Annotated in this window: 26 protein-coding genes; 14 read left to right on the top strand and 12 right to left on the bottom strand. The window is 72.9% G+C overall.

Features of this window, described 5'->3' with window-relative positions:
- The first annotated feature begins 14 nt into the window (after window positions 1-14).
- Entirely contained in the window at window positions 15-1,040 is a 1,026-nt protein-coding gene (locus OG956_RS29195) for an L-idonate 5-dehydrogenase (RefSeq protein ID WP_330342981.1), read from the top strand.
- Here the strand turns inward: OG956_RS29195 and OG956_RS29190 are convergent.
- The 3 genes from OG956_RS29190 to OG956_RS29180 all read right to left on the bottom strand — a co-directional run bounded on the left by OG956_RS29190 (window position 1,037) and on the right by OG956_RS29180 (window position 3,450).
- A complete protein-coding gene (locus OG956_RS29190; RefSeq protein ID WP_330340990.1) occupies window positions 1,037-1,663 on the bottom strand; it encodes a cytochrome b/b6 domain-containing protein in 627 nt (208 codons plus the stop codon). The two genes, OG956_RS29195 and OG956_RS29190, sit on opposite strands and share 4 nt — an antisense overlap.
- On the bottom strand, window positions 1,647-2,375 hold the full coding sequence (locus tag OG956_RS29185; protein WP_330340989.1) for a molybdopterin-dependent oxidoreductase: 729 nt from the start codon (window positions 2,373-2,375) through the stop codon (window positions 1,647-1,649). Before OG956_RS29185 ends, OG956_RS29190 begins: the two co-directional genes overlap by 17 nt.
- A gap of 97 nt (window positions 2,376-2,472) precedes the next feature.
- Window positions 2,473-3,450, bottom strand: coding sequence for a hypothetical protein (locus OG956_RS29180; RefSeq protein ID WP_330340988.1), 978 nt, complete (start codon window positions 3,448-3,450; stop codon window positions 2,473-2,475).
- A gap of 309 nt (window positions 3,451-3,759) precedes the next feature.
- Between OG956_RS29180 and OG956_RS29175 the strand changes: the two genes are divergently transcribed.
- From OG956_RS29175 to OG956_RS29160, 4 genes are read left to right on the top strand one after another with little or no spacing between them, the layout of a single operon-like run.
- Window positions 3,760-4,674, top strand: coding sequence for a DMT family transporter (locus tag OG956_RS29175; RefSeq protein WP_330340987.1), 915 nt, complete (start codon window positions 3,760-3,762; stop codon window positions 4,672-4,674).
- A 22-nt stretch (window positions 4,675-4,696) separates the two neighbouring features.
- Window positions 4,697-5,212: an NUDIX domain-containing protein gene (locus OG956_RS29170; RefSeq protein WP_330340986.1), complete on the top strand. Its 516-nt coding sequence runs from the start codon at window positions 4,697-4,699 to the stop codon at window positions 5,210-5,212.
- A gap of 21 nt (window positions 5,213-5,233) precedes the next feature.
- Window positions 5,234-5,626, top strand: coding sequence for a YidH family protein (locus OG956_RS29165; RefSeq protein ID WP_330340985.1), 393 nt, complete (start codon window positions 5,234-5,236; stop codon window positions 5,624-5,626).
- Window positions 5,614-5,946, top strand: a complete 333-nt coding sequence (locus OG956_RS29160; protein WP_330340984.1) for a DUF202 domain-containing protein — start codon at window positions 5,614-5,616, stop codon at window positions 5,944-5,946. Before OG956_RS29165 ends, OG956_RS29160 begins: the two co-directional genes overlap by 13 nt.
- 15 nt (window positions 5,947-5,961) lie before the next feature.
- Here the strand turns inward: OG956_RS29160 and OG956_RS29155 are convergent, their stop codons facing one another.
- On the bottom strand, window positions 5,962-6,966 hold the full coding sequence (locus tag OG956_RS29155) for an NADP-dependent oxidoreductase (protein WP_330340983.1): 1,005 nt from the start codon (window positions 6,964-6,966) through the stop codon (window positions 5,962-5,964).
- Window positions 6,967-7,022: 56 nt separating this feature from the next.
- On the opposite strand from OG956_RS29155, the gene OG956_RS29150 reads away from it, so the two are divergent.
- The 3 genes from OG956_RS29150 (at window position 7,023) to OG956_RS29140 (ending at window position 9,745) form a co-directional block, all read left to right on the top strand.
- A complete protein-coding gene (locus OG956_RS29150; protein ID WP_330340982.1) occupies window positions 7,023-7,322 on the top strand; it encodes a hypothetical protein in 300 nt (99 codons plus the stop codon).
- A 179-nt stretch (window positions 7,323-7,501) separates the two neighbouring features.
- Window positions 7,502-8,524 carry a phosphotransferase family protein gene (locus tag OG956_RS29145; protein ID WP_330340981.1) on the top strand — a complete coding sequence of 341 codons (1,023 nt, stop codon included), beginning with the start codon at window positions 7,502-7,504 and terminating at the stop codon, window positions 8,522-8,524.
- Between the two features lie 6 nt (window positions 8,525-8,530).
- Entirely contained in the window at window positions 8,531-9,745 is a 1,215-nt protein-coding gene (locus OG956_RS29140) for an acyl-CoA dehydrogenase (protein ID WP_330340980.1), read from the top strand.
- Between the two features lie 55 nt (window positions 9,746-9,800).
- Here the strand turns inward: OG956_RS29140 and OG956_RS29135 are convergent, their stop codons facing one another.
- The 3 genes from OG956_RS29135 to OG956_RS29125 are packed head-to-tail and all read right to left on the bottom strand — an operon-like array spanning window position 9,801 to window position 12,858.
- Window positions 9,801-10,394 carry a TetR/AcrR family transcriptional regulator gene (locus OG956_RS29135; RefSeq protein WP_330340979.1) on the bottom strand — a complete coding sequence of 198 codons (594 nt, stop codon included), beginning with the start codon at window positions 10,392-10,394 and terminating at the stop codon, window positions 9,801-9,803.
- A 26-nt stretch (window positions 10,395-10,420) separates the two neighbouring features.
- A complete protein-coding gene (locus tag OG956_RS29130) occupies window positions 10,421-12,088 on the bottom strand; it encodes a class I adenylate-forming enzyme family protein (protein WP_330340978.1) in 1,668 nt (555 codons plus the stop codon).
- Entirely contained in the window at window positions 12,085-12,858 is a 774-nt protein-coding gene (locus OG956_RS29125) for an SDR family oxidoreductase (RefSeq protein WP_330340977.1), read from the bottom strand. The genes OG956_RS29130 and OG956_RS29125 overlap by 4 nt, the downstream gene beginning before the upstream one ends.
- A 104-nt stretch (window positions 12,859-12,962) precedes the next feature.
- On the opposite strand from OG956_RS29125, the gene OG956_RS29120 reads away from it, so the two are divergent.
- Both OG956_RS29120 and OG956_RS29115 read left to right on the top strand, forming a co-directional pair.
- On the top strand, window positions 12,963-14,195 hold the full coding sequence (locus OG956_RS29120) for an exo-beta-N-acetylmuramidase NamZ family protein (protein ID WP_330340976.1): 1,233 nt from the start codon (window positions 12,963-12,965) through the stop codon (window positions 14,193-14,195).
- A gap of 125 nt (window positions 14,196-14,320) precedes the next feature.
- A complete protein-coding gene (locus tag OG956_RS29115) occupies window positions 14,321-15,616 on the top strand; it encodes a serine-threonine protein kinase (protein ID WP_330340975.1) in 1,296 nt (431 codons plus the stop codon).
- 75 nt (window positions 15,617-15,691) lie between these two features.
- Here the strand turns inward: OG956_RS29115 and OG956_RS29110 are convergent, their stop codons facing one another.
- On the bottom strand, window positions 15,692-18,478 hold the full coding sequence (locus OG956_RS29110; RefSeq protein WP_330340974.1) for a penicillin acylase family protein: 2,787 nt from the start codon (window positions 18,476-18,478) through the stop codon (window positions 15,692-15,694).
- 220 nt (window positions 18,479-18,698) lie between these two features.
- Here OG956_RS29110 and OG956_RS29105 point away from each other — a divergent pair, with 220 nt between their 5' ends.
- Together OG956_RS29105 and OG956_RS29100 are read left to right on the top strand one after the other, a co-directional pair.
- Window positions 18,699-19,301, top strand: a complete 603-nt coding sequence (locus OG956_RS29105; protein WP_330340973.1) for a hypothetical protein — start codon at window positions 18,699-18,701, stop codon at window positions 19,299-19,301.
- A 121-nt stretch (window positions 19,302-19,422) separates the two neighbouring features.
- Window positions 19,423-20,151, top strand: coding sequence for a 3-keto-5-aminohexanoate cleavage protein (locus OG956_RS29100; protein ID WP_330340972.1), 729 nt, complete (start codon window positions 19,423-19,425; stop codon window positions 20,149-20,151).
- On the opposite strand, the gene OG956_RS29095 is transcribed toward OG956_RS29100, so the two are convergent.
- Window positions 20,097-20,999, bottom strand: a complete 903-nt coding sequence (locus OG956_RS29095) for a hypothetical protein (RefSeq protein ID WP_330340971.1) — start codon at window positions 20,997-20,999, stop codon at window positions 20,097-20,099. The two genes, OG956_RS29100 and OG956_RS29095, sit on opposite strands and share 55 nt — an antisense overlap.
- Between OG956_RS29095 and OG956_RS29090 the strand changes: the two genes are divergently transcribed.
- Complete coding sequence (locus tag OG956_RS29090) at window positions 20,980-22,047, top strand: RNA ligase (ATP) (RefSeq protein ID WP_330340970.1); 1,068 nt, start codon at window positions 20,980-20,982, stop codon at window positions 22,045-22,047. The genes OG956_RS29095 and OG956_RS29090 overlap by 20 nt on opposite strands.
- A 44-nt stretch (window positions 22,048-22,091) precedes the next feature.
- On the opposite strand, the gene soxR is transcribed toward OG956_RS29090, so the two are convergent.
- On the bottom strand, window positions 22,092-22,550 hold the full coding sequence (gene soxR / locus OG956_RS29085) for a redox-sensitive transcriptional activator SoxR (RefSeq protein ID WP_330340969.1): 459 nt from the start codon (window positions 22,548-22,550) through the stop codon (window positions 22,092-22,094).
- 103 nt (window positions 22,551-22,653) lie between these two features.
- Here soxR and OG956_RS29080 point away from each other — a divergent pair, with 103 nt between their 5' ends.
- Complete coding sequence (locus OG956_RS29080; RefSeq protein WP_330340968.1) at window positions 22,654-23,115, top strand: MaoC family dehydratase; 462 nt, start codon at window positions 22,654-22,656, stop codon at window positions 23,113-23,115.
- 9 nt (window positions 23,116-23,124) lie between these two features.
- Here OG956_RS29080 and OG956_RS29075 read toward each other — a convergent pair whose 3' ends face one another.
- The gene (locus tag OG956_RS29075; protein WP_330340967.1) at window positions 23,125-23,748 is read right to left on the bottom strand and encodes a TetR/AcrR family transcriptional regulator; all 624 of its coding nucleotides are present in this window, start codon (window positions 23,746-23,748) and stop codon (window positions 23,125-23,127) included.
- A gap of 86 nt (window positions 23,749-23,834) precedes the next feature.
- A complete protein-coding gene (locus OG956_RS29070; RefSeq protein ID WP_330340966.1) occupies window positions 23,835-24,122 on the bottom strand; it encodes a YiaA/YiaB family inner membrane protein in 288 nt (95 codons plus the stop codon).
- Between the last annotated feature and the right edge of the window lie 10 nt (window positions 24,123-24,132).

Raw genomic sequence — 24,132 nt, 5'->3', positions numbered from 1 at the left:
ACGGGGCCGCGGCGATGCTGGGTTGTGTGATCCACGGCGCGGGCGAGCTGCGCGTGACGGAGCTGCTCGTGCCCCGCCCCGGGCCCGGCGAGGTCCTGGTCGCCGTCCGCTACGGCGGTGTGTGCGGCTCCGATCTGCACTACTGGCGGCACGGCGGGGTCGGGGACTTCCGGCTCCGGGAGCCGATGGTGCTCGGGCACGAGGTGGTGGGCACGGTGGTGTCCTACGGCACCGGGGCCGGTGGTCCCGCGCCGGGTACGGCGGTCGCCGTGCACCCCGCCACGCCGTGCGGGCGCTGCCCGGAGTGCGCCGCCGGGCGGGCGAACGTGTGCCGGGACACCCGGTATCTGGGCAGCGCGGCCCGCTTTCCGCATGTCCAGGGCGGCTTCGCCGAGCGGATCGCCGTACCGGCCGGGCAGGTGCGGGCGCTGCCGGACGGGCTCGGTCTGCGCCGGGCCGCACTCGCCGAGCCGCTGTCGGTGGCGCTGCACGCGGTGCGGCGGGCCGGGGACGTGGCCGGCCGGCATGTGCTGGTGACCGGGGCCGGGCCGATCGGGTGCCTGGTGGTCGCGGCGGCGAAGGCGGCCGGCGCGGCACGGGTGACGGTGACCGACCTGGTGCCCCAGGCGCTGGCGTACGCCGCCGTCGCCGGCGCCGACACGCTGGTACGGGCCGACGATCCGGGGGACGCCGGGTGGCCCGAGGAGGTGGACGTGGCCGTCGAGGCGTCGGGGGTCGCGGCCGGACTGGACGCGTGCCTGCGGCGGGTGCGCCGCGGGGGCGTGGTCGTACAGCTGGGGATGCTGCCGCCGGGGCAGTCGCCGTTCGCCGGGAACCTGCTGGTGAGCCGGGAGATCGAGCTGCGCGGTGCGTTCCGCTTCGGCGCCGAGTTCGACGACGCGCTGCACCTGCTCGCCGCGCGCGGGGAGTTCGACGGGCTGGTCAGTGCGGTGGTTCCGGTGCGGGACGCTGCCGCCGGTTTCGAGCTGGCCGCCGACAGGAGCCGGTCCTGCAAGGTGCTGCTGGAGTTCGGGAACTAGGGCCGCCACAGCGGGTGTTCCCGCTTCGCCCACTCCCTGCTCACCGTCCCGGTGCGCAGGCCCCGTCTCGCCTCCGGGTCGGCCAGGGCCATGCCGATGTGGCCGGCCAGGACCACGCCGATGGTCAGGGCGAGCCAGTCGTGGACGAAGGTCGCCGAGGTGCGCCACATCAGCGGCGCGAGGTGGGTGAACCACATCAGCAGGCCGGTGCCGAGCATGACCAGGGTGGCGCCGGCGATCCAGGCGGCGTAGATCTTCTGGCCGGCGTTGAACTTGCCCGCCGGGCGGGAGGAAGGGCGTGCGTCGCGGGCCAGCGCGGCGCGCAGCCAGAGCTTGTCGTGCGGGCCGAAGCGGTTGAGGAAGCGCAGGTCGGCGCGGAAGGCGCGGGAGGCGAGGCCCAGCAGCACCGGGACGGGCAGGGCCAGCCCGGCGCACTCGTGGACGCGGACGACCAGTTCGCGGCGGCCCACCAGGACCGCCAGCTGGGGGATGTAGAGGACGGCCGCGGTGACCACGCAGACCCCCATCAGCGCGGCCGTCGTGCGGTGGACCCAGCGTTCGGCCCGGCTGAAGCGGTGGACACGGGCGGCGGGCGGCGCCGGGGCGTCAGCTCGTAGGCTCATCGGTGCGTCCGTTCGACCGGCCGACCCAGGCGTCGACGTCGTAGCCGAGGTGCTCCCAGTAGCCGGGCTGCACATGGTCGGTGACCGTGATCCCGGAGAGCCACTTGGCGGACTTGTAGAAGTACATGGGGGCGACGTAGAGGCGGACCGGGCCGCCGTGGTCGTGGGAGATGTCCTTGTCCTGCATGCGCAGGGCGACCAGGACGTCCGGGCGGCGGGCCTGGGCGAGGGTGAGGCTCTCGGTGTAGGCGCCGTCGAAGCAGGTGAAGTGGACCGCCTTCGCGGTGGGCCGGACCCCGGCGGCGTCCAGCAGGTCGGAGAGGCGTACGCCTTCGAAGGGGGTGCCGGGGACCCGCCAGCCGGTGACGCACTGGACGTCCCTGACCAGCCGGGTCTGCGGCAGGGCGCGCAGATCGGCCAGGGTGTAGGTGTGCGGGCGGTCGACCAGGCCGCCGACCTTCAGGTGGTATTCGGCGGCGGTCAGGCGCGGCACGGACGCGGCGACGGAGTAGTAGCGGAAGCCGCCCCCGTTGGGCAGCAGGCCGGTCAGGCCCGTCGGGTCCTTGCCGGCGACGGCGCCGAGGACACCCTCCAGGCCGCGTTGCAGCGCGGGCGCGGCGGCGACGCCGAGCGCGCCCAGGCCGAGGGTGCCGAGGAAGACGCGGCGGCCGACGGGCGTGCCGCCCTGTTCCTCGGATCGTTCGGGGTTCACGTTCTCATTCGAGCACTCGGGGCTGTGGCGGGCCAGGGAGCCGGGTGGTTGGTCAGACTTTCGTCATCACTTCTTACGTCCCGGCCGGCCGTGCCGTTCAGTGGCCGAGCGCGCGGGCGCGGGCCTCGCGGAAGGCCGAGCGCGGGTCGCGGTGGGTGTAGGACCAGGGCACGCGGGTGGCGTGCGGGCCGATGCGCCGGAAGAGGACCGCGGCCTCGGCGGGGCGGCCGGCGCAGGACAGGGCGAAGGCGAGGTGGTTGAGGTCGATGTGGCGGCGGGGGTGTTCGTCGTGCTCCCACTCCAGCCACCAGTCGAAGCAGGTGCGCAGGATGCGGCGGGCCCGGGGGCCGGACCAGTGGCCGGAGGCGGCGGGGTCGGCCGGGGCGAGGCCGGTGGCGGCGAGGACCCGGTAGCGCTCGGCGTAGGCGACGAGGGGCAGGACGGCGAGCGGGGAGTCGGCCGGGGCCTCGGCGGCGGCCAGCTCGGCGCGGTCGTAGACCTCGTGGGCCTCGGGCGCCCGGCCTCCCGAGGGGCGTTCGGCGAGGCGGGCGAGGAACAGGTGGTGGGCGTGGTGGTGCTCGGGGTGGCGGCGGCGCAGCTCGGCGAAGGCGGCCAGCACCTCGCGCTCCGGGCCGAGGCTGCGGGCCAGCCGGAGCAATCCCAGCCAGGGGGTGGGGTCGGCGGGGGCCAGCGCGGCGGCGTCGGCGCAGGCCTCGCGGGCCCGGCCGGGGTCCTCCTCGCCGCACAGGGCGCGCCGGACCAGGGCGAGGGCGTACAGGGCGGCGGCGTCGACGCAGCCGGGTTCGGCCTGCAGCCAGTCGCGGGCCCGGGCCACGGCGTACGGTTCCCGGGCGAGCACGGTGAGGCGGTGGCCGCGGCGGTCCCAGTCGTCGCCGGTGTGCCGCAGCAGGGAGCGGGCGGCCTGGCGCCGGCCCTGGGTCAACGCGGTGCGGGCGGTGCGCAGTTCGGCGTCGTCGAGGGCGGGGTCGAAGGCGCCGGACTCGTCCGGGGCGGTGTCGCCGGCGTGGTCCGTGAGGGCCCGGCGGGTGCCGAGCACGGAGGGGAGTGGGGGCACCGCGGGACTTCCTGTTTCTCCAGCTGCCATCGGCCGATCACGCACAGCAAACCCCCAGCCAAGGTTTGCGTCAAGCCGAACCGGCTGATCTGGCCTTCAACCACCGTTGCTCACAAGGAACTTGAGTAACTCCGCGCAGGTGGCACCGCTGCGGGACCCAGGGTTCCGTACCCCTGTGTGGCGTACGCCATGGCGCCGGGCCGTCCGGCCCCACACGATGGCGAGTCAACTGCTCTGTTCCGCGCACTTCCGGGTCGATGCCGTACCGGGGGCGCTACAGTCGGCCACTACGCACCCGTGGTCCGGCGGATGATCGAGGTACGCAGCGTGTCCGTTCTGGTTCTCCTTCTCGCCGTGAGTGCCGCCTGCTGTCTGGGCTTCGGATTCGTCCTGCAGCAGAACGCAGCGCAGAAGGCGCCGCTGAGCGACTTCCTGACGTTCCGGCTGCTGCTCGACCTGATGCGGGTGCCGCGCTGGCTGGGCGGCCTGGGGCTGATGATCGCCGGGATGGTGCTCGGCGCGGTCGCCCTCGGCAAGGGCGAGATCTCCCTGGTCGAACCGCTGCTCGCGACGAACCTGCTGTTCGCGCTGGCCCTGTCCCGGCACCAGACCAGGCAGTCCCTGGGGCGTCAGGGCTGGGCCGGGCTGCTGCTGCTCGCGGGCGGGGTGACCGCGTTCATCCTGGCCGGCGAGCCGCGGGCGGGCCACGCCATCGCCGACCCGCTGCGGCACTGGCTGATCATCGGCGCGATGGTCGGCGCCGCCCTGGTGCTCACGACGTACGCCAAACGGTCCCGGCTGAGCTGGGGCCCGGTGCTGCTGGCCACCGCCGCCGGGCTGCTGTACGGCGTGCAGGACGCGCTGACCCGGGTGAGCGGCACCCGCTTCTCCGCGGGCGGCTTCGCCGAGCTGTTCACCGGCTGGCAGCCGTACGGCGTGCTGGTGTGCGGGGCGACCGGGCTGCTGCTGGTGCAGAGCGCCTTCGAGACGGCCCCGCTGCGCATGTCGCTGCCCGCGCTCACCGCGGCCGAGCCGCTCGCCGGGATCCTGTGCGGCGTCGGCTTCCTCGGCGACCGGCTGCGCACCGACACCGGGGCGCTGGCCGGGGAGGCGGCCGGGCTCGCGGCGGTGGTCGCGGGCATCGTGCTGCTCGGGCTGCATCCGGCGATGCCGTGCGGCCCGGCCGAGGCGGAGCCCCCGGCCCGGGACCTGCAGCGCCGCTGAGCCCTCTGCTTGGATGGCCCGCATGAACCCCGCTGACGAAATCCTCGACATCGTCGACGAGAACGACCGGGTGATCGCCCGGTCGCCGCGCGGCGAGGCCTACGCCCGCGGACTGCGGCACCGCTGTGTGTTCGTCCAGGCCCGGGACGCGGCCGGCCGGCTCTTCGTGCACCGGCGCACCGCCACCAAGCTGGTCTTCCCGGCGCTGTACGACATGTTCGTCGGCGGCGTGGTCGGGGCGGGCGAGTCCTACGACGAGGCCGCGCTGCGGGAGGCCGAGGAGGAGCTGGGCGTGACGGGCCTGCCCCGGCCGGACTTCCTCTTCAAGTTCCTGTACGACGACGGCGCCGGGCACAGCTGGTGGTCGGCGGTGTACGAGGTGCGCTGCGAGCTGCCCGTCCACCCGCAGGCCGAGGAGGTCCAGTGGCACGGCTTCCTGCCCGAGGAGGAGGTCGAGCGGCGGCTCGGGGAATGGGAGTGGGTGCCGGACGGGCTGGCGGCGTACGAGCGGCTGAAGGCCTTCCGCTCGGCCCGGTGACCGCCCGGTAGGGTCGGCCGCGTGAGCGACTTCGTGACGAACATCCGGCTGTGGTTCGCGCCGGAGCGGGTGCGGGACGAGGGCGGCACGCCCGACTACCGGTTCTCCCTGGCCAACGAGCGCACCTTCCTCGCCTGGCTGCGCACGGCGCTCGCGCTGATCGGCGGCGGATTCGCGGTGGACCAGTTCCTGCCCCATCTGCGCTGGGCGTGGCGGGCCGGTCTCGCGCTCGCGCTGCTCGGCGCCGGTGTGCTGTGCGCCCTGCGCGCGGTGAACCACTGGGTGCGCTGCGAGCGGGCGATCCGGCGCGGCGAGGACCTGCCCGCTTCCCGGTTCCCGGCGCTGCTCAGCCTGGTCGTCGCGGTGGTGGCCGTGGCGATGGTCGTGGTGGTGCTGGCCGGATGGGCGGGGTGAGCCCGGCCCGGCGCGATCCGGGGCTGCAGCCGGAGCGCACCCGGCTGGCCTGGCGTCGTACGACCCTCTCGGCGGCCGTGGCCGCGGTCCTCGCCGTGAAGGCCGCCCTGCACGGCGGCCTGACGGCCACCGGTGTGACCGTCTGCGTCCTGTGCTGCGCGCTGTTCCTGGGCTTCGTGCTGGTGGCCCACCGCCGGATCCGCGCTCTTGCGGCCGCTCCCCGCCCCGCGGCGCTCGCCCCCCGGCACGCGACGGCGGCGGCGCTGTGCGCGGTGGCGCTGGCGGTGTGCGCGGCGGCGCTGGTGGCAGGGCCAGTCTGAATGGCCGGACAGGCCTCAGAGCATGCCGTCCTGGCCGGCAGCGTACAGGAGGCGCTCCTCGTCTCTGGTCCAGACGGCGCCCTCTGCTTCCTGCCGGTCGACGGTGACCACGATCTTCCCGCGGGTGCGGCCCTCCTGGTTCAGCCGGTGTGCGTCCGCCGTCCGCTCCAGCGGGAAGGTCTCCTGGACGTGCACCGAGATCACGCCTCTGTCGGCCAGGGCGGCGAGGGTGCCCAGGTCCTCCGCGTCCGGGCGGACGAAGCAGTAGCGGCCGCCGTGACGCACCACCTCCGGGTCGGCGATCGACGCCATCCGGCCCTCCGGGGCGAGCAGGCCGGCGGAGGTCTTCAGCGTGTCGCCGCCGACGGTGTCGAAGACCGCGTCCACGCCGTCCGGGGCGAGCGCGCGCACCCGTGCGGCCAGGCCCTCGCCGTGGGCCACCGGCTCGCCGCCGAGACCGCGGACGTAGGTGTGGTTGCGGTCGCTCGCCGTGCCGATGACCCGGGCGCCGAGGTGGGCGGCGATCTGCACGGCGAGGGAGCCGACCCCGCCGGCCGCCGCGTGCACCAGCACGGTCTCGCCGCGCCGCACCTGGAGCGCCTTGACCAGCACCTGGTAGGCGGTGAGCCCGGCGAGCGGCAGGCCGGCGGCCTCCTCGAAGGACAGCGTGCGCGGCTTGCGGGCCAGGGTGCGCACGGGCGCGGCGACGTACTCGGCGAAGGTGCCGCGGGACAGGAAGTCCTCGCGGCAGTAGCCGATGACCTCGTCGCCGGCGGCGAACTCGGTGACCGCGGCGCCGGGCCGGACGACCACCCCGCTGACGTCCCAGCCGGGGATCACCGGGAAGACGGCGTCCAGGACCGCGTCCAGGTGGCCCTCGCGGCACTTCCAGTCGACCGGGTTGACGGCCGCGGCGCGGACCTGGACCAGCACCTGGTCGGGGCCGACCTTCGGGTCGCGCACGTCGCCGTACTCCAGCACCTCGGGTCCGCCGTAGCGGCGGTAGCTGATGCCCTTCATGTCCTCGACCCTCCGGGGTACTCGTGCCCCACGCAAGCGGTACGAAGGCGGGCACCATGACCACCCCTCACCAGGAACACACCGAGCACGACACGCACCGCCACGGTCCGGGATGCGGGCACAACGCCGTGTCGCACGGCGACCACCTGGACTACGCGCACGACGGGCATCTGCACCGCGAGCACGCGGGTCACTGGGACGAGTGCGAACCGGCCGGGCACACCGTCCACCAGGACCATGAGCACGTGCACTACGACGAGTGCGGGCACGCCCAGGTGCGCCACGGCGACCACATCGACTATCTGCACGGCGGCCACCGGCACGCCGAGCACGAGGGCCACTGGGACGACCACTGACCCCTCTCGGGAACACACAGGGAACAGGTCCGACGGCTTTCCGGCAGCGCGCCGGGAGGCCGTCGGCCTATCGTGGCTCCCGTCACGTTTGGCCTTATGGCGGGTACACCCACTGGACGGCATACCGACCGGTCGGCATCATGAGGGGCATCGTGTTCACCCGTTCACAGGAGTGATGTATGAGCGCCGACCACCCGCCCGGACTCGACCTGGACCGGCTGCGCGCCCAGCTCGACCGCGAGCGCCCCGGTCTGGTGACCGGCCCCCTGACCGGCCGGCTGATCGAGGGCGGACGGTCGAACCTCACCTACGCGGTCTCCGACGGCACCTCCCGGTGGGTCGTACGACGCCCCCCGCTCGGCCACGTCCTGGCCACCGCGCACGACATGCGGCGCGAGCACCGCGTGATCGACGCCCTGTACCCGACGAACGTGCCGGTCCCGCGCCCGGTGCTGCTGTGCGAGGACGAGGACGTGCTCGGGGCGCCGTTCTACGTCATGGAGTTCGTCGAGGGCACCCCGTACCGCACGGCCCAGCAGCTCGCCCCGCTGGGCGCCGAGCGCACCCGCAACGCGGTGCTGTCCCTGGTGGACACGCTGGTCGAGCTGCACGCGGTGGATCCCGCCGAGGTGGGCCTCGAGGACTTCGGCCGCCCGGAGGGCTTCCTGGACCGGCAGCTGCGCCGCTGGGGCAAGCAGCTGGACGCCTCCCGCAACCGCGAGCTGGCCGGCATCGACGAACTGCACGCGGCCCTGGGCCGGGAGCTGCCGCGCTCGCCCGCCCCCGCCGTCGTGCACGGCGACTACCGGCTCGACAACGTCCTCATCGGGGACGACGACCGGATCAACGCCATCCTCGACTGGGAGATGTCCACCCTCGGCGACCCGCTCACCGACCTGGGCCTGCTGGTGATGTACAGCCGGCCGCTGGGCATGCCCCACTCCCCCGTCTCCACCACCGCCGAGGCGCCCGGACACCCCTCTCCCGAGGAGCTGGTCCAGCGGTACGCCGAGCGGTCGGGCCGGGACGTCTCGGCCGTCTCCTGGTACGAGGCGTTCGCCTGGTTCAAGCTCGCCGTCATCCTCGAGGGCATCCACTACCGGTACACGCTCGGCCAGACGGTCGGACGCGGCTTCGACCGGATCGGGGACCTCGTGCCCGTCTTCATCGACCACGGACTGACCACTCTTCAGGAAGGCTGACCGGTCATGGACTTCGCGTTCGACGCGCGCACCGAGGAGCTGCGCGCCAAGCTGCTCGCCTTCATGGACGAGTACGTCTACCCGGCCGAGCCGGTGGCGGAGGAGCAGCGGGCCGCGCTGGCCTCCCCGTGGGACACCCCGGCCGTGGTCGAGGAGCTGAAGGCCGAGGCCCGCAGGCAGGGCCTATGGAACCTCTTCCTGCCCGACGCCGAGTACGGCGCGGGACTCACCAACCTCCAGTACGCGCCGCTCGCCGAGATCACCGGCCGCTCCCCGCACCTCGCGCCCACCGCTACCAACTGCGCCGCGCCCGACACGGGGAACATGGAGGTGCTGGCGCAGTTCGGCGACGAGCGGCAGAAGAAGCAGTGGCTGGAGCCGCTGCTGGCGGGCGAGATCCGCTCGGCGTTCGCGATGACCGAGCCGGAGGTGGCTTCCTCCGACGCCACCAACATCACCACGCACATCGAGCGGGACGGCGACGAGTACGTCATCACCGGCCGCAAGTGGTACATCTCCGGGGCGATGAACCCGGACTGCAAGATCTTCATCGTGATGGGCAAGACGGATCCGGACGGTGCCGACATCCGCCGCCAGCAGTCCATGGTCCTGGTGCCGCGCGACACCCCGGGCGTCACCGTCAAGCGCGCCATGCAGGTGTTTGGCTACGAGGACCACTGGCACGGCGGCCACGCCGAGGTGGTCTTCGACCACGCGCGCGTGCCGGTGTCGAACCTCGTCGGCGAGGAGGGCGGCGGCTTCGCCATCGCCCAGGCCCGGCTCGGCCCCGGCCGGATCCACCACTGCATGCGGCTGATCGGCATGGCCGAGCGGGCGATCGAGCTGATGTGCCGGCGGGCCGTGTCCCGTACGGCCTTCGGCAAGGCGCTGGCCCAGCAGGGAGTGGTCCAGAACTGGATCGCCGACGCCCGGGTCACGGTGGAACAGCTCAGGCTGCTGGTGCTGAAGACGGCCTGGCTGATGGACACCGTCGGCAACAAGGGCGCCCACACCGAGATCCAGGCCATCAAGATCGCCACCCCGCGCGCGGTGGTCGGCATCCTGGACCGGGCGATCCAGCTGCACGGCGCGGGCGGGGTGAGCCAGGACTTCCCGCTGGCCGAGCTGTACGCGAGCGCCCGCACCCTGATGCTGGCCGACGGCCCGGACGAGGTGCACCAGCGGTCGCTGGCGCGCAGGGAGCTGAAGAAGTACCTGTAGCGGAACACGGGTGAGGGGCGGCCGCCTCGGGCGGCCGCCCCGCACGCACGTGCTCTCACGGGCGCAGCGCGCGCAGCAGCAGGTCGGCGAGGTGATCGGCGACCTGCTGCGGGGTGAGAGGGCCGTCCGGGCGGTACCAGGTGGACAGATGGTGGACGGAGCCGAAGTGGTAGTCCACCACCAGGTCGGCCGGGGTCGCCGTGGAGAAGACGCCCGCCTTCTGCCCCTCCTCGATCAGCGCGCGGAAGCGTTCGTGGTAGCGCCGGCGCTCGGCGCGCACCTGCTTGTTCTTCTCCGGGCTGAGGTGGTGCATGGACCGGAAGAAGATCGACGCGTCGTCGAGGTTGTCGATCGTCGTGACGACCACGTCCGCCGCGGCGGCTCTGAGCCGTTCCTCCACCGGCGCGTCCATGCCGGCGAAGTGGTCGAGCCGTTCCTGCTGGATGCGCAGCACGCGCGCGTACACCTCGTGCAGGAGGTCGTCCTTGGAGCCGAAGTAGTGGTACAGCGCCCCCTTGGTGACGCCGGCCGCCTCCACGATCTCCTGCACGGAGGTCCGGTCGTAGCCCTGCTCGGCGAAGAGCCGGGTGGCGGCGGCCAGCAGCCGCTGCGGAACGGGCGTCCCGTCTCCGTCCGTCGTCCTGGGCACTGCCGCCACCTGCCTTTCCGTGATGCTTACCGAATGTCCTGCGCGCGGGAACGCAGTTCCCGACGGAGGATCTTGCCACTCGCCGTCTTGGGCAGGTCGGGCAGGATCTCCACCTGACGCGGGTATTTGTAGGCGGCCAGTCTCTCCTTGCAGTACGCCGCGAGCTCGTCCGGGGTCGCCTCGGCACCCGGACGCAGGCTGATGTACGCCCGCACGGTCTCGCCACGGTAGCCGTCCGGGACGCCGACGACGGCCGCCTCGCGCACCGCCGGGTGGGTGTAGAGCACGTCCTCGACCTCGCGGGGCCACACCTTGAAGCCGGACGCGTTGATCATGTCCTTCTTGCGGTCGACGACGTAGAGCCAGCCCTGCTCGTCCATGAAGCCGATGTCGCCGGTGCGCAGCTCGCCGTCCGGGAAGGACTCGGCGGTGGCGTCCGGGCGCCGCCAGTAGCCGGGGACCACCTGGGGCCCGCGTACGACGATCTCGCCCTGCTCCCCGAAGGGCACCTCCTCGCCGCGCTCGTCCACGATCCTGACGACCGTGTCGGCGCCGGGCAGGCCCACCGACAGCGTCCCGGAGACGGGGTCCACGGGCGCCTCCAGGCCGGGCGGGACCGAGGCGCAGGGCGCGGTGCACTCGGTGAGGCCGTAGCCGACCCGGATGTACGGCCCGAAGCGCTCGCGGAACGTCTCCACCAGGGCCGGGGGCACCGGCGCGCCGCCGGAGGAGATGTTGACGAAGGAGGCGAAGTGCTCCCGGGTGGCGTCCGGGCGGGCGGCCAGCGCCATGAACGCCGTCGACGGTCCGACCGTGTAGTGCGGGTGGTGCTCGGCGAAGGCCTCCAGGACCACTCCGGGCTCGAAGCGGTAGGTGAGCACCAGGGTGCCGGCGCTGTTCAGGCAGGCGCCGAACTGGCACACCATGCCGGTGATGTGGAACAGCGGCGCGAGCGCGTAGTAGACGGGCGCCTCGGGCAGCGCGAGCCCGGTCCGCTGCCGCTCGGCGTTGTGCATGATGTTGCCGTGCGTGTTGGTGGCGCCCTTGGGCGTGCCGCTCGTCCCGGAGGTGTAGCTGATCAGCGCGATGTCGCCGGGGCGCGGGTCGCGGCCCCCGGGCGCGGTGCCGCCCTGCCGGGCGACGGCCACGAGGTCGTCGGCGTCCGGCGCCTGGGGCAGCTGCTCGAAACCGAGCACGCGCGCGTCGTCGCGCGTCTGGAAGTCCCGCTCGGTCGCGGTGAGCACGATCCGCACCGGCGAGTCGGCGGCGGTCTTCCTGAGGTACGCCTCCCAGGCCCGGTCGGAGCAGATCAGCGCGGTCACCTCGGCGTCGCGCAGGATGTGCCCCATCTCGCCCGACTTGTACATGGGGTTGACCGGGACGACGGTCGCGCCGGCCTTCCAGGCGCCGAGGACGGCGAGCACGAAGTGCGGGGAGTTCTGCAGCAGCACGGCCACCCGGTCGCCGGGCTCCAGGCCGCGCGCGGCGAGGTGGGCGGCGACGGAGTCGCTCAGCTCGTCCACCTCGCGGTAGCTCAGCCGGGCGTCGAAGTAGGCGAGGAAGGTGCGCTCGGGCGCCTCGGCGACGGCGGTCCGCAGGGCGTGCACGAGCGAGTCGGCGGGGTCGATCGGGGCGCGCTGGGCGTCGTCGAGCAGGGCGAGCCAGGGGCGCGCCGCGTACCGGGAGGCGGTCACCGGGACTCCTCCCACGTGCGCTGGACGCGGTTCATGCCGGCCAGCCAGCGGTCGGGGGCGGTGGCCCGCGCCGCGTAGTACTCGGCGACCTCGGGGTGCGGCAGGATCAGGAAGCGGTCCTCCTCGATGCCACGGAACAGGGCGTCGGTGACGGCGTCCGGTTCGATCGCGGTGGGCTGCAGCACCAGGTCGCCGGCGCTGCCGGTGGCGGCCAGCATGTCGGTGCGCACGCCCTGCGGGCAGATCGCGTGCACCTTCAGGCCGCGGTGGCGGTAGGTCAGCGACAGCCACTCGGCGAAGGCGTAGGCGCCGTGCTTGGTGACGCTGTAGGAGGGCGCGCCGATCATGGTGAGCAGCCCGGCGGCCGACACGGTGGACACGAACCGCCCGGCGCCGCGCTCCAGCCAGTCCGGCAGCAGCTCGTGGGCGGCGCGGACGTGCGCCATCACGTTGACGTCCCAGGAGACCGCCCAGGTCCTCTCGTCGAGCGGGCCGTCCGCGGCGCCGTCCTCGAAGGCGACGCCGGCGTTGGCGCAGTAGACGTCGACGGTGCCGCCGAGCGCGTCCCTGGCGTCGCCGACGATCGCGGAGGCGTCACCGGGCACGGCGGTCCCGCCGATCTCCTCGGCGACCGCCTTGGCCTTGTCGCCGTCCAGGTCGTTCACGACCACGCGGGCGCCCTCGGCGGCGAACCGCCGGGCCAGGGCGGCGCCGATTCCTCCGCCGGCCCCGGTGACGACCACTCCCGCATCCTGCACGGATTCCACCATCGGTCTCCTTCGACACGACTCAGCGCGGCGCGCATCGGCTCTGCTCACGCGAGACTAACCGGTCGGTATGTGTGAAGGAAGGCCCACTGCCACAACCTCTGGTCATGCATCTGTCCAGACGGAACCTCCTCGCATCGGCAACCGTGGCGGCACTTCCCGCATCCCTGCCCGCCACGCCCGGCCGCCGTGACGAACCGCACACGGGCTTCGAGCGGCTCGCGGCCGACGGCTACGCCCTGCTGAAGGGCGCGCGCGTCGGCATCGTCACCAACCCCACCGGGGTCACCCGCGACGTCCGGCACATCGTGGACGTCATGCACGCCGACCCCCGCGTGCGGCTGACCGCCGTCTTCGGCCCGGAGCACGGCTTCCGCGGCACCGCGCAGGCCGGCGGCTCCGAGGGCCGCTACGACGACCCGGCGACCGGCCTGCCCGTCTACGACACGTACCTGAAGAGCGGACAGCAGCTCGCCGACGTCTTCACCGCCGCCGGGGTCGACACGGTCGTCTTCGACATCCAGGACGTCGGCGCCCGCTTCTACACCTACATCTGGACGCTGTACGACTGCATGGAGGCCGCGCAGCTCGCGGGCAAGCGGTTCGTCGTCCTCGACCGGCCCAATCCGGTGACCGGCCGCCAGGCCCTCGGGCCGGTGCTGCACAAGGAGTTCGCCACGTTCGTCGGGCGGCAGCCGATCGCGCAGGCCCACGGCATGACCGTCGCCGAGCTGGCGCGGATGTTCAACGCGGAGTTCCTGAGCAGGCCGGTCGAGCTGGACACCGTCCTGATGACCGGCTGGAAGCGCTCGGACTGGTACGACACCGCCGCGCTGCCCTGGGTACCGCCGAGCCCGAACATGCCGACCCCGGACACGGCGCTCGTCTACTCCGGCACCTGCATGTTCGAGGGCACCAACCTCTCCGAGGGCCGGGGCACCACCAGGCCGTTCGAACTGCTCGGCGCCGAGGGCATCGACGGCCGCTGGGCCGCCGCCGCCAACGAACTCGCCCTGCCCGGTGTGCGGTTCCGCGAGGCGTACTTCGCGCCCGCCTTCTCCAAGTTCCAGGGCAGGACGGTCGGCGGGGTGCAGATCCACGTCCACGACCGGGCCGCCTACGACCCCGTACGCACCGGGATCGCGCTGCTGGTGACCGCCAGGAAGGTCTGGGACGGCTTCGCCTGGCGGTCGGACGACTGGATCGACAAGCTCACCGGCTCCACCCGGGTGCGCACGATGATCGACGCGGGGGCCGGCACGGACGAGGTGGTCGGCGCCTGGCAGGAGGAGCTCGCCGCGTTCCGGCGGATCCGCAGGGAGTACCTGCTGTACCGGTGAGCCGCGCGGTGTGAGCCGCACTGTGTGAGCCGCACCGGATGAGCCGCACTGTATGGCCAACTTCGCCCCCGCGCAGGACGATAGGCCCGTAACGCATCGTTTCCGGGGGGACGAGGGAGCCTGGCATGGCGGATCCTGGGATGAGCGTGACTCCCTACTGGGAGCTGACCTTCGACGCGGACGGGGACGTGGACGGCCCCGAACGCGACCGGCTGGTGGCGCAGGTCACGGCGCGGGGCGTCCGTGACCTGATCGTCTTCGCCCACGGCTGGAACAACGACCGCTCGGGCGCGACCGCGCTGTACCGGAGCTTCTTCGCACCGGTCCCCGCGCTCGCGCCCCGGGCCCGGCTCGGGTACGTCGGGGTGATCTGGCCGTCGATGCGGTTCAGCGACGAGCCGATCCCGGACTTCCCGCGCTCCGTGGCCACCACGGAGGCTCAGGCGGCCCCCGGTCCCGCGCTGGACAAGGACACCCGGCGCGCGCTGCTCGCGGCCTTCCCCGGCCGGGCCTCCGTGATCGACCAGCTGGCCCGGATGCTGGACGAACGGCCCGCCGGCACCGGCGCGTTGAGGGAGTTCGGGCGGCTGGCCGGACTGCTGGTCGAGGACGGGCGGCGGCAGGGCGCCACCGACACGGACGAGGACGGCGAGCCGGCCGTGTTCACCGGGGACCCGGCGACCGCCTGCGCCGCTTTCGCCGACGCGCTGGCGGCAGCCGGCCCGCCGGGTGAGGGATTCAGCCTTCCGAACCCCTGGGACGGCGCCAAGGAACTGCTGCGGCAGGCGACGTACTACTCGATGAAACGGCGGGCCGGCACGGTCGGCCAGCGCGGACTCGGGCCGGTGATCGGGCAGTTGGCGCATGCGGCGCCCGGGGTGCGGGTGCATCTGGCCGGGCACAGCTTCGGCGGGCGGCTGGTGTCGTTCGCGCTGCTCGGGCTGCCCGACGGCGTGGGCACGGTGAAGTCCGTGACCCTGCTCCAGGGCGCCTTCTCGCACTACGCCTTCGCGGAGCGGCTGCCGCAGGCCCCGGACAGGGCGGGGGCGCTCAGGGACCGGCAGCGGCGGATCGACGGCCCGCTGGTGTGCTGCTACTCGCACTTCGACACGGCACTCGGCACGTTCTATCCGCTGGCCTCCTGGCTGGCCGGGGACGACCGCTCGTGTCTCGGCCACGAGATCGCCGCCGTGCTGGGACCGCAGTGGGGGGCGATGGGGCACGACGGGGTGCAGGCGGTACCGGGGACCGCACGGCTCGACCTCGCGGCGGCCCTGGCCGGCGGACTGCCCGCGAGGGGCTGCGCGAACGTCGACGCGGCCGCGGTGGTCCGCCGCGGCGGCCCGCCGTCCGGCGCACACAGCGACATCCTGCACCCCGAACTGGCCCGGGTGGTACTGGCGGCGGGCCGCATCACGTGACCCGCCGCTCAAGCCCCTGGGGGCCCGCCGGCGCCGGCCCATACCGTGGGCCGGCGCCGGTTCGCCCACGCCTGGTCACCGGTGCGACGTGTACTCCACGACCTGCTGGAACGTCGGCCGGTTCTGCCAGCTGATCTTTCCGTGCTTGATGCCGCCCAGGGTGCGCTGGACGATGGAGTCGGCGCACCACTGGTCGCCGGCCGGGCACTGGTCGTCGCCCGGGTAGACCTGCGCGGCGGTCATCCCGGCCGCCTGGTCCAGGGTGCTGATCAGGACGTCCCGGCAGGCGCCGAGGCTGCCGTTGCCGCAGTACTTCTCGGCGAGGCCGCCGCGTACGTCCTCCCCGAGCACCGCCCGGATGTCCTTGTCGACATAGCTCCACCAGCCGTACTGGAAGGAGCTTCCCGCGTGCGAGCCGGTCGGGCCGTGTCCGGCGGACGGCGCCTCGTCGACGGACAGGTTGCCGGTGAAGGCGTTGTACAGATCGCTGCCGAGGCCCGGTTCGAACTCCGCCTTGACCAGCAGCGGCCACCAGGCGTCCAGGATGCGGATCGCGTCGGCGTCGGCGTAGGTGTGCGAACCGGCGGACGTCTCGGTGCGCTTGGCGCCCGCGCCGGCCCACGCCTTCAGCTTGGCGACCGCCGCGGCGGCCGTGGGGTCGGTCACCGCGGAGGAGTCGATCACCTTCAGCAGCTTCGGCAGCACGTCCTCGGCGCGCAGGTCGGCGAGGGCCGCGTCGGCCATGGCCTGCACCAGCTCGGCGCGGGTCACGCCGCCGGCCGCGACCAGCCTCTTCACCCGGTCCTCGAGCAGGTTGCCGCGGTGCACGGACCCGTCGCCCCAGGACGCGGTCGTGTAGTCCTTGGCCTGCTTGTTGTTCCAGGAGACGTAGTAGTCCTGGTCGACGGAGCCGGGGTGGGCGGAGGCCGGGGTGTAGTCGGCGGTGTTGGTGGCCGGGTCCCAGTTCCGCCACTCGTACGCCGGCTGCGCCCAGACCGGGAACTCCGCGTCGACGCCGGACGCCCGGACCGGGTTGTCACCGCTGTTGTAGTACGCGGTGTGCCGGGAGTCGGCGTAGAACCAGTTGAAGGTGAAGTTGATGTGCTGGGCCGCGGCCTGGAAGTCCTGGGGGCCCTTGACGAAGCCGGGGTCGTTCAGCATCTGGAAGCCGATGATCGAGTCGGCCTCGTGCAGATAGGACGAGCGCAGGGTGGTGTAGGCGACCTTCTTGCCGCCGACGGTCGCGCGGTACTCCACCGGGCCGTACTTCGTCCGCCACACCCGCATGGTGTACGACCCCGCCGGGGTGCTGTCGGCGGTGGTCGGCGACCAGGAGTTCTTCTGCTCGACCTCGTCCATGGCCGTGCAGACGCCGTGGTACAGGTAGTGGTGGTCGTCCTGGCACAGCTCGACGGCGTAGGTGTCGATGATGTCCTGGCCGGAGGTGGTCGCGCTCCAGGAGTAGTCCTGGCCGCGGCCGAGTTCGACGTACATGCTCAGGCCGGCGAAGGAGGCGCCGCGGGCGCTGATGCCCGGGCCCTGGATCTCCTGGAGCATGAGCAGCTGCGGCGCGAAGTAGCCGGTCTGCGGTCCGAAGACCGCGATCGGGTGGCCGCCGGCGGTGTACTTGCCGCTGACGACGAGCGCGTTGGACATGCCGCGCCGGGCCGAGCCGAGCGCGGTCTTCGCCGCGGTGGCCGAGGCGCTCTCGGCGGCGGCGGTGGCCGCGCTGCCCGTACGGTCGTAGACCAGCGGTTCCTGGGTGACCGAGCCGGCGTCGGGCAGGGCCTCGCCCTTGGCGTCGGCGGGTTTGCCGCCGTACGGGAAGCTCCGGCCGTCGTGGACGGTCAGGACGGCCTCGGGGTCGTTGCGCTCGCGGAAGGACTCCCAGACCCTGGTGCCCTCCTCGACGCCGTACTTCTGCTGGGCGGCGAGCAGGGACAGCGCGTTGTTCACCTCACCGCCCCCGCCGGAGCCGAACAGGGAGCCGATGACGGAGGCCAGCGCCACGAGGTCGGTGACCTTGAAGTGCTCGATGGTCCCGGCGTTGGTGATCGGGTCCTTGTGGCCGGTCAGGTCGTACTCGCCGGGGAAGTAGCGGCCGCTGTCGGAGGCGTCGATGTAGGCGTTGACGCCGTCGAGGTAGGCCTTGACGTCGGCGAGGGCCTGCTGCCCGCGGGCTCCGTTCCTGGCCACCGCGTTGTCGATCTGCGCCTGGAGGTCGGCCTCGGTGTAGGGCGCGTTGCGGTAGAACTGCTGCTCCAGGCCCTGGTTGGCGGCGGCGCCGCCGGCGAAGGAGGTCAACTGGCCGCGGCCGACGTGCCGGAAGACGTCCATCAGCCACAGCCGGTCCTCGGCCGCCGCGTACCCGGCGCCGTACTCGGTGCCGTACCGGGTGGTGCCTGTGATGTGCGGCACACCGGACTTCTTGTCCCGGACGATGGTGACGTCGCCGCGTCCGCCGGGCTTCTCGGTGGAGGCGACCTGGTCGGAGGGGACGCCGAAGGACGCGTCGTTGAAGAACGTGTTGACGGTCGAGTCGGTCAGGCCCGGATAGCCGGTGGCCAGGTTCGCGTACGGACCCAGCTGGTCCTCGGCGTGCGAGGGCTGGGTGCCGAAGGCCTGGTTGAGCAGGATCTGGGCGAGGGTGGCGTTGCCGTTCTCGCCGGGCGGCAGGATGTCCGAGCACTGGCCGCCGCAGTAGTCGTTCGGGGCGGTGGCGGTGGCGGCGGCCGCCTGCTGGGTGAGGGGGGAGAGAAGTCCGGCGACGAGAACGCATACGGACGCCGTCTTCAGGAACCCGGTGAAGCGGCGGGACGTTCTCAGTCTGTCCAGGGTGGTCCGTGGGGTTCGCCGTGGCATGGCAGCTCCTAGCGACAGAGGTGGCCGAACGTTACCGCCGGTATCCCCGCGTTTAAAGATGAACATGCGTCACTTTCCGGAGTCCGCAAGCAGAACGCACGAGAAGACCACGCGAAGAGATGGAGCCGAATCGCCTGTCGATACGTCTATTCGGCGACGTCCGTGCGACGACGCCGAAGTGACCGAAGTACAGGTGCAGGTGTGACGGAGGTGCAGGGCGATGGCAGGTTTCCGGAGTCTGGCGAGACAAGTACGAGATCCGCGCTGCGATCTGGCGCTGCGGCGGTACTCACTGCGCAAGTGCCTTGAGAAGTTCGCCCCTTACGGGCATCGGGCGACCTGGGACCACCTGTGCTCCCGGGCGGGCTTCGGGCCCGAGGACCGCTCCCCCGACCCGGCGCGGCTCGTGGCCGCACTGGAGGAGCTGGAGGAGGCCCGGTCCGTCTGGCTCGCCTACGAGACCGACTTCACCGAGCGGCGCAGGAAGGAGAAGCACGACGGGCTGCGCCGGCCGGGCAGCGTGGACGACTGGCACCGGCTGACCTGGGGCGGCTTCGGAGTCGCCTGGTGCGACGACCCGCGGGTCCACCCGCACGAGCCGCTGGCGGAGGTGCTGCGCCGGCTGATCGCCGCGCTGAACCGGGAACCGGGCTCCACCTGCCCGGTCTGCGGCGGCGACCGTCTGGTCTGGCGGTACGGCCTGGACCACGAGCCGTCCTCCGGTCCGGTGTGCACCGACTGCGGCATCCTCGTGCCGCGCCCGGTCCTCACACCGCGGGCGCTGGAGTCCGCCCGCCGGGGGGCACTGCTGATGTCGGCCTGAGCACCAAGCCGCCGGCCAACGGGGGACTTTCTTGAAAAAAAGGGGGCGTGCAGGGGGTGCCGCGCCCTCTGCGCTGCCGGCGTTCCGGCCGGTTGTCGGTGCCGGCTGGCACCATCGGGGCATGGTGCAGGTGTGTCTCAACGGAAGCCGTTCGGCCGCCGAGGGCGCGGTGGTGCCGTTGTCGCCCGAGGAGCTGGCCCGTTCGGCGGCAGAGGCGGTGGCGGCCGGGGCCACGCAGGTGCACGTCCACCCGAAGACGCCGTGCGGGCGGGACAGTCTCTCCCCGCGCGTCCTCGCCGCGACCCTGGAGGCGATACGGTCCCGGGTGCGGGTGCCGGTCGGTGTGACCACCGGCGCCTGGGCGGAGCCCGACCCCGCGGCCCGGCTCGCCCGGGTGCGCAGCTGGTCCGTGCTGCCCGACTTCGCCTCGGTCAACTGGCATGAGCCGGGCGCCGAAGCGGTCGCCGGGCAGCTCCTCGCCCTGGGCGTGGGCGTGGAGGCGGGCATCTGGTCCGGCACCGACGGCGCGGCCCGGTTCACGGCCTCGCCTCTCGGGCCGAGGGTGCTGCGCGTCCTCGCCGAGGTGACCGACCCGGACCCGGCCACCGCCGAGGACTCGGCGCGCTCACTGCTCGCCGCCCTGGGCCCGGCCCACGGCCGCCCGGTGCTGCTGCACGGCGAGGAGGGCGGCGCCTGGCCGGTACTGCGGCTGGCCGGCCGGCTCGGCCTGGCCACCCGGATCGGCCTGGAGGACACCCTGTTCCTGCCGGACGGCCGGCGGGCGTCCGGCAACGCTCAGCTGGTCGCCGAGGGGCTGCTCCAGGACGGGTCGTTCCAGCGCTCGTCGTAGGGCAGCCCGACGAGCCGGGCGCGGATCGCCAGGTCCGTCTCGCCCCGGGCGCGCAGCCGCTCAGGAGCGTGCCGGGCGAGCCAGGACCGGAGTTCGGCGACTCCGGCGGCCTCGTCCTCCGGGGTCCACCAGGTCAGCGGCCAGTCGTCGTCGACCAGGTCGTACAGCCAGGCCCGGGCGCAGTCCACGAGGTGCGCGTCGGCGGCCGGAGCGGCCGGCCAGTGCTCGAGCAGCGGGGTCGTGGTGCGCAGGATGGAGGCGCAGGTCTCGAAGACGTCCTCGGCCCGGTACGGCGGCTCGGACGCGGCGAGCACGTCCTGCCACCAGGCGAGCACGAACGCCTCGACGGCCGCTGCCTGCTCGGCCGGCCAGGCCCGCCAGTCCACCCGGCTCAGCCCGTGCGGCGCCCAGCCGACGGCGTCCAGGGTGCCGTCCGCCATCGCGTGCGCGCACTGGGGCAGCAGGCGCCGCATGACGGCGGCGTGGTCCTCGAAGTGGTCCGGCGCCTTGCGCAGGAAGCGGCTCAGCAGGCCGGGCGGAAGGCGGGTGTGCGGCGTGCGCAGGCAGGCCGTCTCCTCCGGGGTGAAACAGCGCTCGCAACCGGTCTCGGCGGGGGCGGCGAAGCCGTTGAAGACGGTGTCGACATCCGCCAGAGCGGCGGCAAGTGCGAGCGTGCGCAGGGGAGTCCGGTCCCGTTCACTACTCCGTGCCCGGCGTCGCCGCCGACCGAAGAGGCCGACGCTACCAGCGGCAAATCCGCTCGCTCCACCCGATTGCCGTGCGGACAGTGGAGGCGATGAAACCGAACCCATGACCACGGGGAGTCCCATGTCCACGCTGCGGGTCACCGCCGAAGTGCTGACCGTCCACGAGCATCCGAACGCCGACGCGCTGGAACTGGCCCAGGTGGGCCTGTACCGCGCCGTCGTCGCCAAGGGCGCGTACCGCACCGGTGAGGCCGCCGTCTACATCCCCGAGCAGTCCGTGCTGCCGCCCGATCTGATCGAGGAGCTGGGGCTGACCGGGCGGCTGGCGGGCGGCGAGGCCAACCGGGTCAAGGCGGTACGGCTGCGCGGCGAGCTGTCGCAGGGGATCGTGTGCCGGCCGAAGGCGCTGGCGGACGTCGACCTGGCGCGGGCGGCGGCCGAGGGCACGGACTTCGCCGAGCGGCTGGGCATCACCAAGTGGGTGCCGCCGGTCCCGCCGACCATGGACGGCGAGGTGGAGTCCGCGCCGGGTCTGCTGCCGTGGGTCGACATCGAGAACATCCAGCGCTACCCGGACATCTTCGCACCGGGCGAGCCGGTCGTGCTGACGGAGAAGCTGCACGGCTCGGCCTGCCTGCTGACCCATGTCGCCGACGAGGGACGGGTGTTCGTGTCCTCCAAGGGCTTCGGCGCCAAGTCGCTCGCCCTGAAGGAGGATCCGCGGAACCTGTACTGGCGGGCGGTGCGCGGGCACGGCGTCGCCGAGGCGGCGGCGAGGCTCTGCGAGCGGCTGGGCGCCTCGCGCGTCGGCATCTTCGGGGAGGTGTACGGCGCGGGGGTGCAGGACCTGTCGTACGGCGCCGACGGGCGGCGGGACACGCTGGGGTATGCGGCGTTCGACGTATCGGCCGAGGTGGACGGCACCGTGCGCTGGCTGGACGCGGCGCAGCTGCTGGAGGGGGAGCTGCCGGTGGTGCCGCGGCTGTACGCGGGGCCGTACGGCATCGAGCGGGTGCTGGAGTTCGCGAGTGGCCGGGAGACGGTGTCCGGGCGGGGGCTGCATCTGCGGGAGGGCGTGGTGATACGGCCCGCCGTGGAGCGGTACAGCGCGGTGACCGGGGGGCGGGCGATCGCCAAGGCGGTCAGTCCGGCCTATCTGACGCGCAAGGGCGGCACCGAGTACGAGTGAGGTGCGGTCGGCCGGGGCTGCACCCCCTCCTCCGCGGCCGGGCCTCACCGTCCCTCGGCCAGCAACCGCGATCCGGTCAGCCGCTCGCCGAACACGTCGTCCGGGTTGGACAGCACGCAGTTCTCCAGCGAGAGGCACCCGCAGCCGATGCAGTCGGTCAGGTGGTCGCGCAGGCGGTTCAGCTGCTTGATGCGTTCGTCGAGTTCCGAGCGCCACTTCTCGGACAGCCGCGCCCAGTCCTCCCGGGTCGGCGTCCGCTCCTCCGGGAGTTCCGCCAGCGCGTCGCGGATCGTGGCCAGCGGGATGCCGACCCGCTGGGCCGCCCGGATGAAGGCGACCCTGCGCAGGGTGTCGCGGCTGTACCGGCGCTGGTTGCCGGATGTGCGGCGGCTGCTGATCAGGCCCTTGGACTCGTAGAAGTGCAGCGCGGACACCGCGGCGCCGCTGCGCGCGGACAACTGGCCGACGGTCAGCTCATGGATCTTCTCAGGAATCTGCGGCACTCCTCAGAGCCTAGCGGCAGCGTGCCGTTGACAGAGGCCCCGCGCCCGACCATGCTAAGCAGTTGCTTAGAGCAGGAGCGAGACGCGAGCGAGAGGCCGGGACATGGCAGAACCGAGGACCTTCACCTCCCCCGACGAGCTGAAGGCCGCCGTCGGCGAGCAGCTGGGGTACACCGACTGGCTGGAGGTGGACCAGAAGCGCATCGACCTGTTCGCCGAGGCCACCGGCGACCACCAGTGGATCCACGTGGACCCGGAGAAGGCCGCCGCGGGACCGTTCAAGACGACCATCGCCCACGGCTACCTGACCCTCTCGCTGCTGCCGTTCTTCGGACCGCAGCTGATCCGGGTCGAGGGCGTGAAGATGGGCGTGAACTACGGCACCAACAAGGTCCGCTTCCCCGCCCCCGTGCCGGTCGGCTCCCGGCTGCGCGCCACCGCGAAGATCACCGGCGTGGAGGACGTCACCGGCGGCGTGCAGGTGAGCGTCGCGTTCACCGTCGAGCGCGAGGGCGGCGACAAGCCGGTGTGCGTCGCGGAGTCGGTGGCCCGGTACTACCTGTAGCCGCCGGGGCTACTTGACCCCGACCATCCGGAGCACGAGGTCGGCGTAGAGCGCGCCGACCTCCTCGGGGGTGAACGGGCCGTCCACGTTGAACCAGCGGGCCACGTCGATGCACAGCGACAGCACGGCGAGCGTGGTGCCCTGGACGTCCAGCACGTCGAACTCGCCCGAGGCGACGCCGTCCTCGATGATCCCGCGCACCTCGGCGTCGACCTGCCGGCGCAGCGCGACGATCTCCGCGCGGGCCTCGGGGCCGAGCGCGTCCAGCTCGTACTGCACGACCCGCGCGGTGGTGCGCCGCCCCGCGTGCCAGCGGACGAAGGAGCTGACCGCGCCGGCCAGCCGCTCGGTGGCGGTGCCCTCCCGCCGCGCGGCGGTGCGCAGGATGTCGAGGGCCTTGTCGTGGCCGATCCGGCTGATCCGGTGGAGCAGCTCTTCCTTGGTCTTGTAGTGGATGTAGAGCGCGGCCGGGCTCATGCCGGCACGGCCCGCGATGTCGCGGGTGGTCGTCGCGTGGTAGCCGCGCTCGGCGAAGGCCTCCACGGCGGCGACGAGCAGCCGCCGGGCCGCGTCCGGGGTGACCTCTTCCCACGGCTCCACTTCGCCGCCGGTCGTCTCCTCCGCCGTACTCATCGCTTGCTCGCCCCTCTCGGTGACAGGAGCACCACCATACCGCCGACGGTGAGCGAGCGCTTAGCGTGGCTGTCCGGATCGTGCCCTCAGAGCTTCTCGAAGGGGTCGTGCTCGGCGAGGAGCTTCTCCAGCCGGGCCTGGTCGACCCGGCTGACGATCTGCCCGGCCTCCTGGCGGTCCCTGATCACCTTGGCGAGGGTGAAGGCGGAGGTGACCAGGTACAGGACCGCGATCGCGAGGAAGCCCCGGACCCAGGCGCTGGTGTCCAGCTGGTAGATGCCGATGGCCGTGGCCGACATGGCGACCGCGAAGGAGGCGACGGCCTGGCCGTAGAAGGCGGCCGTGCTCTGCTGCTTGACCGGTGTGTCACTCATGGGAAGAGCA

This window comes from Streptomyces sp. NBC_00557 (assembly GCF_036345995.1).
Classification (GTDB): domain Bacteria; phylum Actinomycetota; class Actinomycetes; order Streptomycetales; family Streptomycetaceae; genus Streptomyces.
The sequence above is the reverse complement of the archived record's forward strand: the minus strand, read 5'-3'. Positions and strand labels throughout refer to the sequence as shown.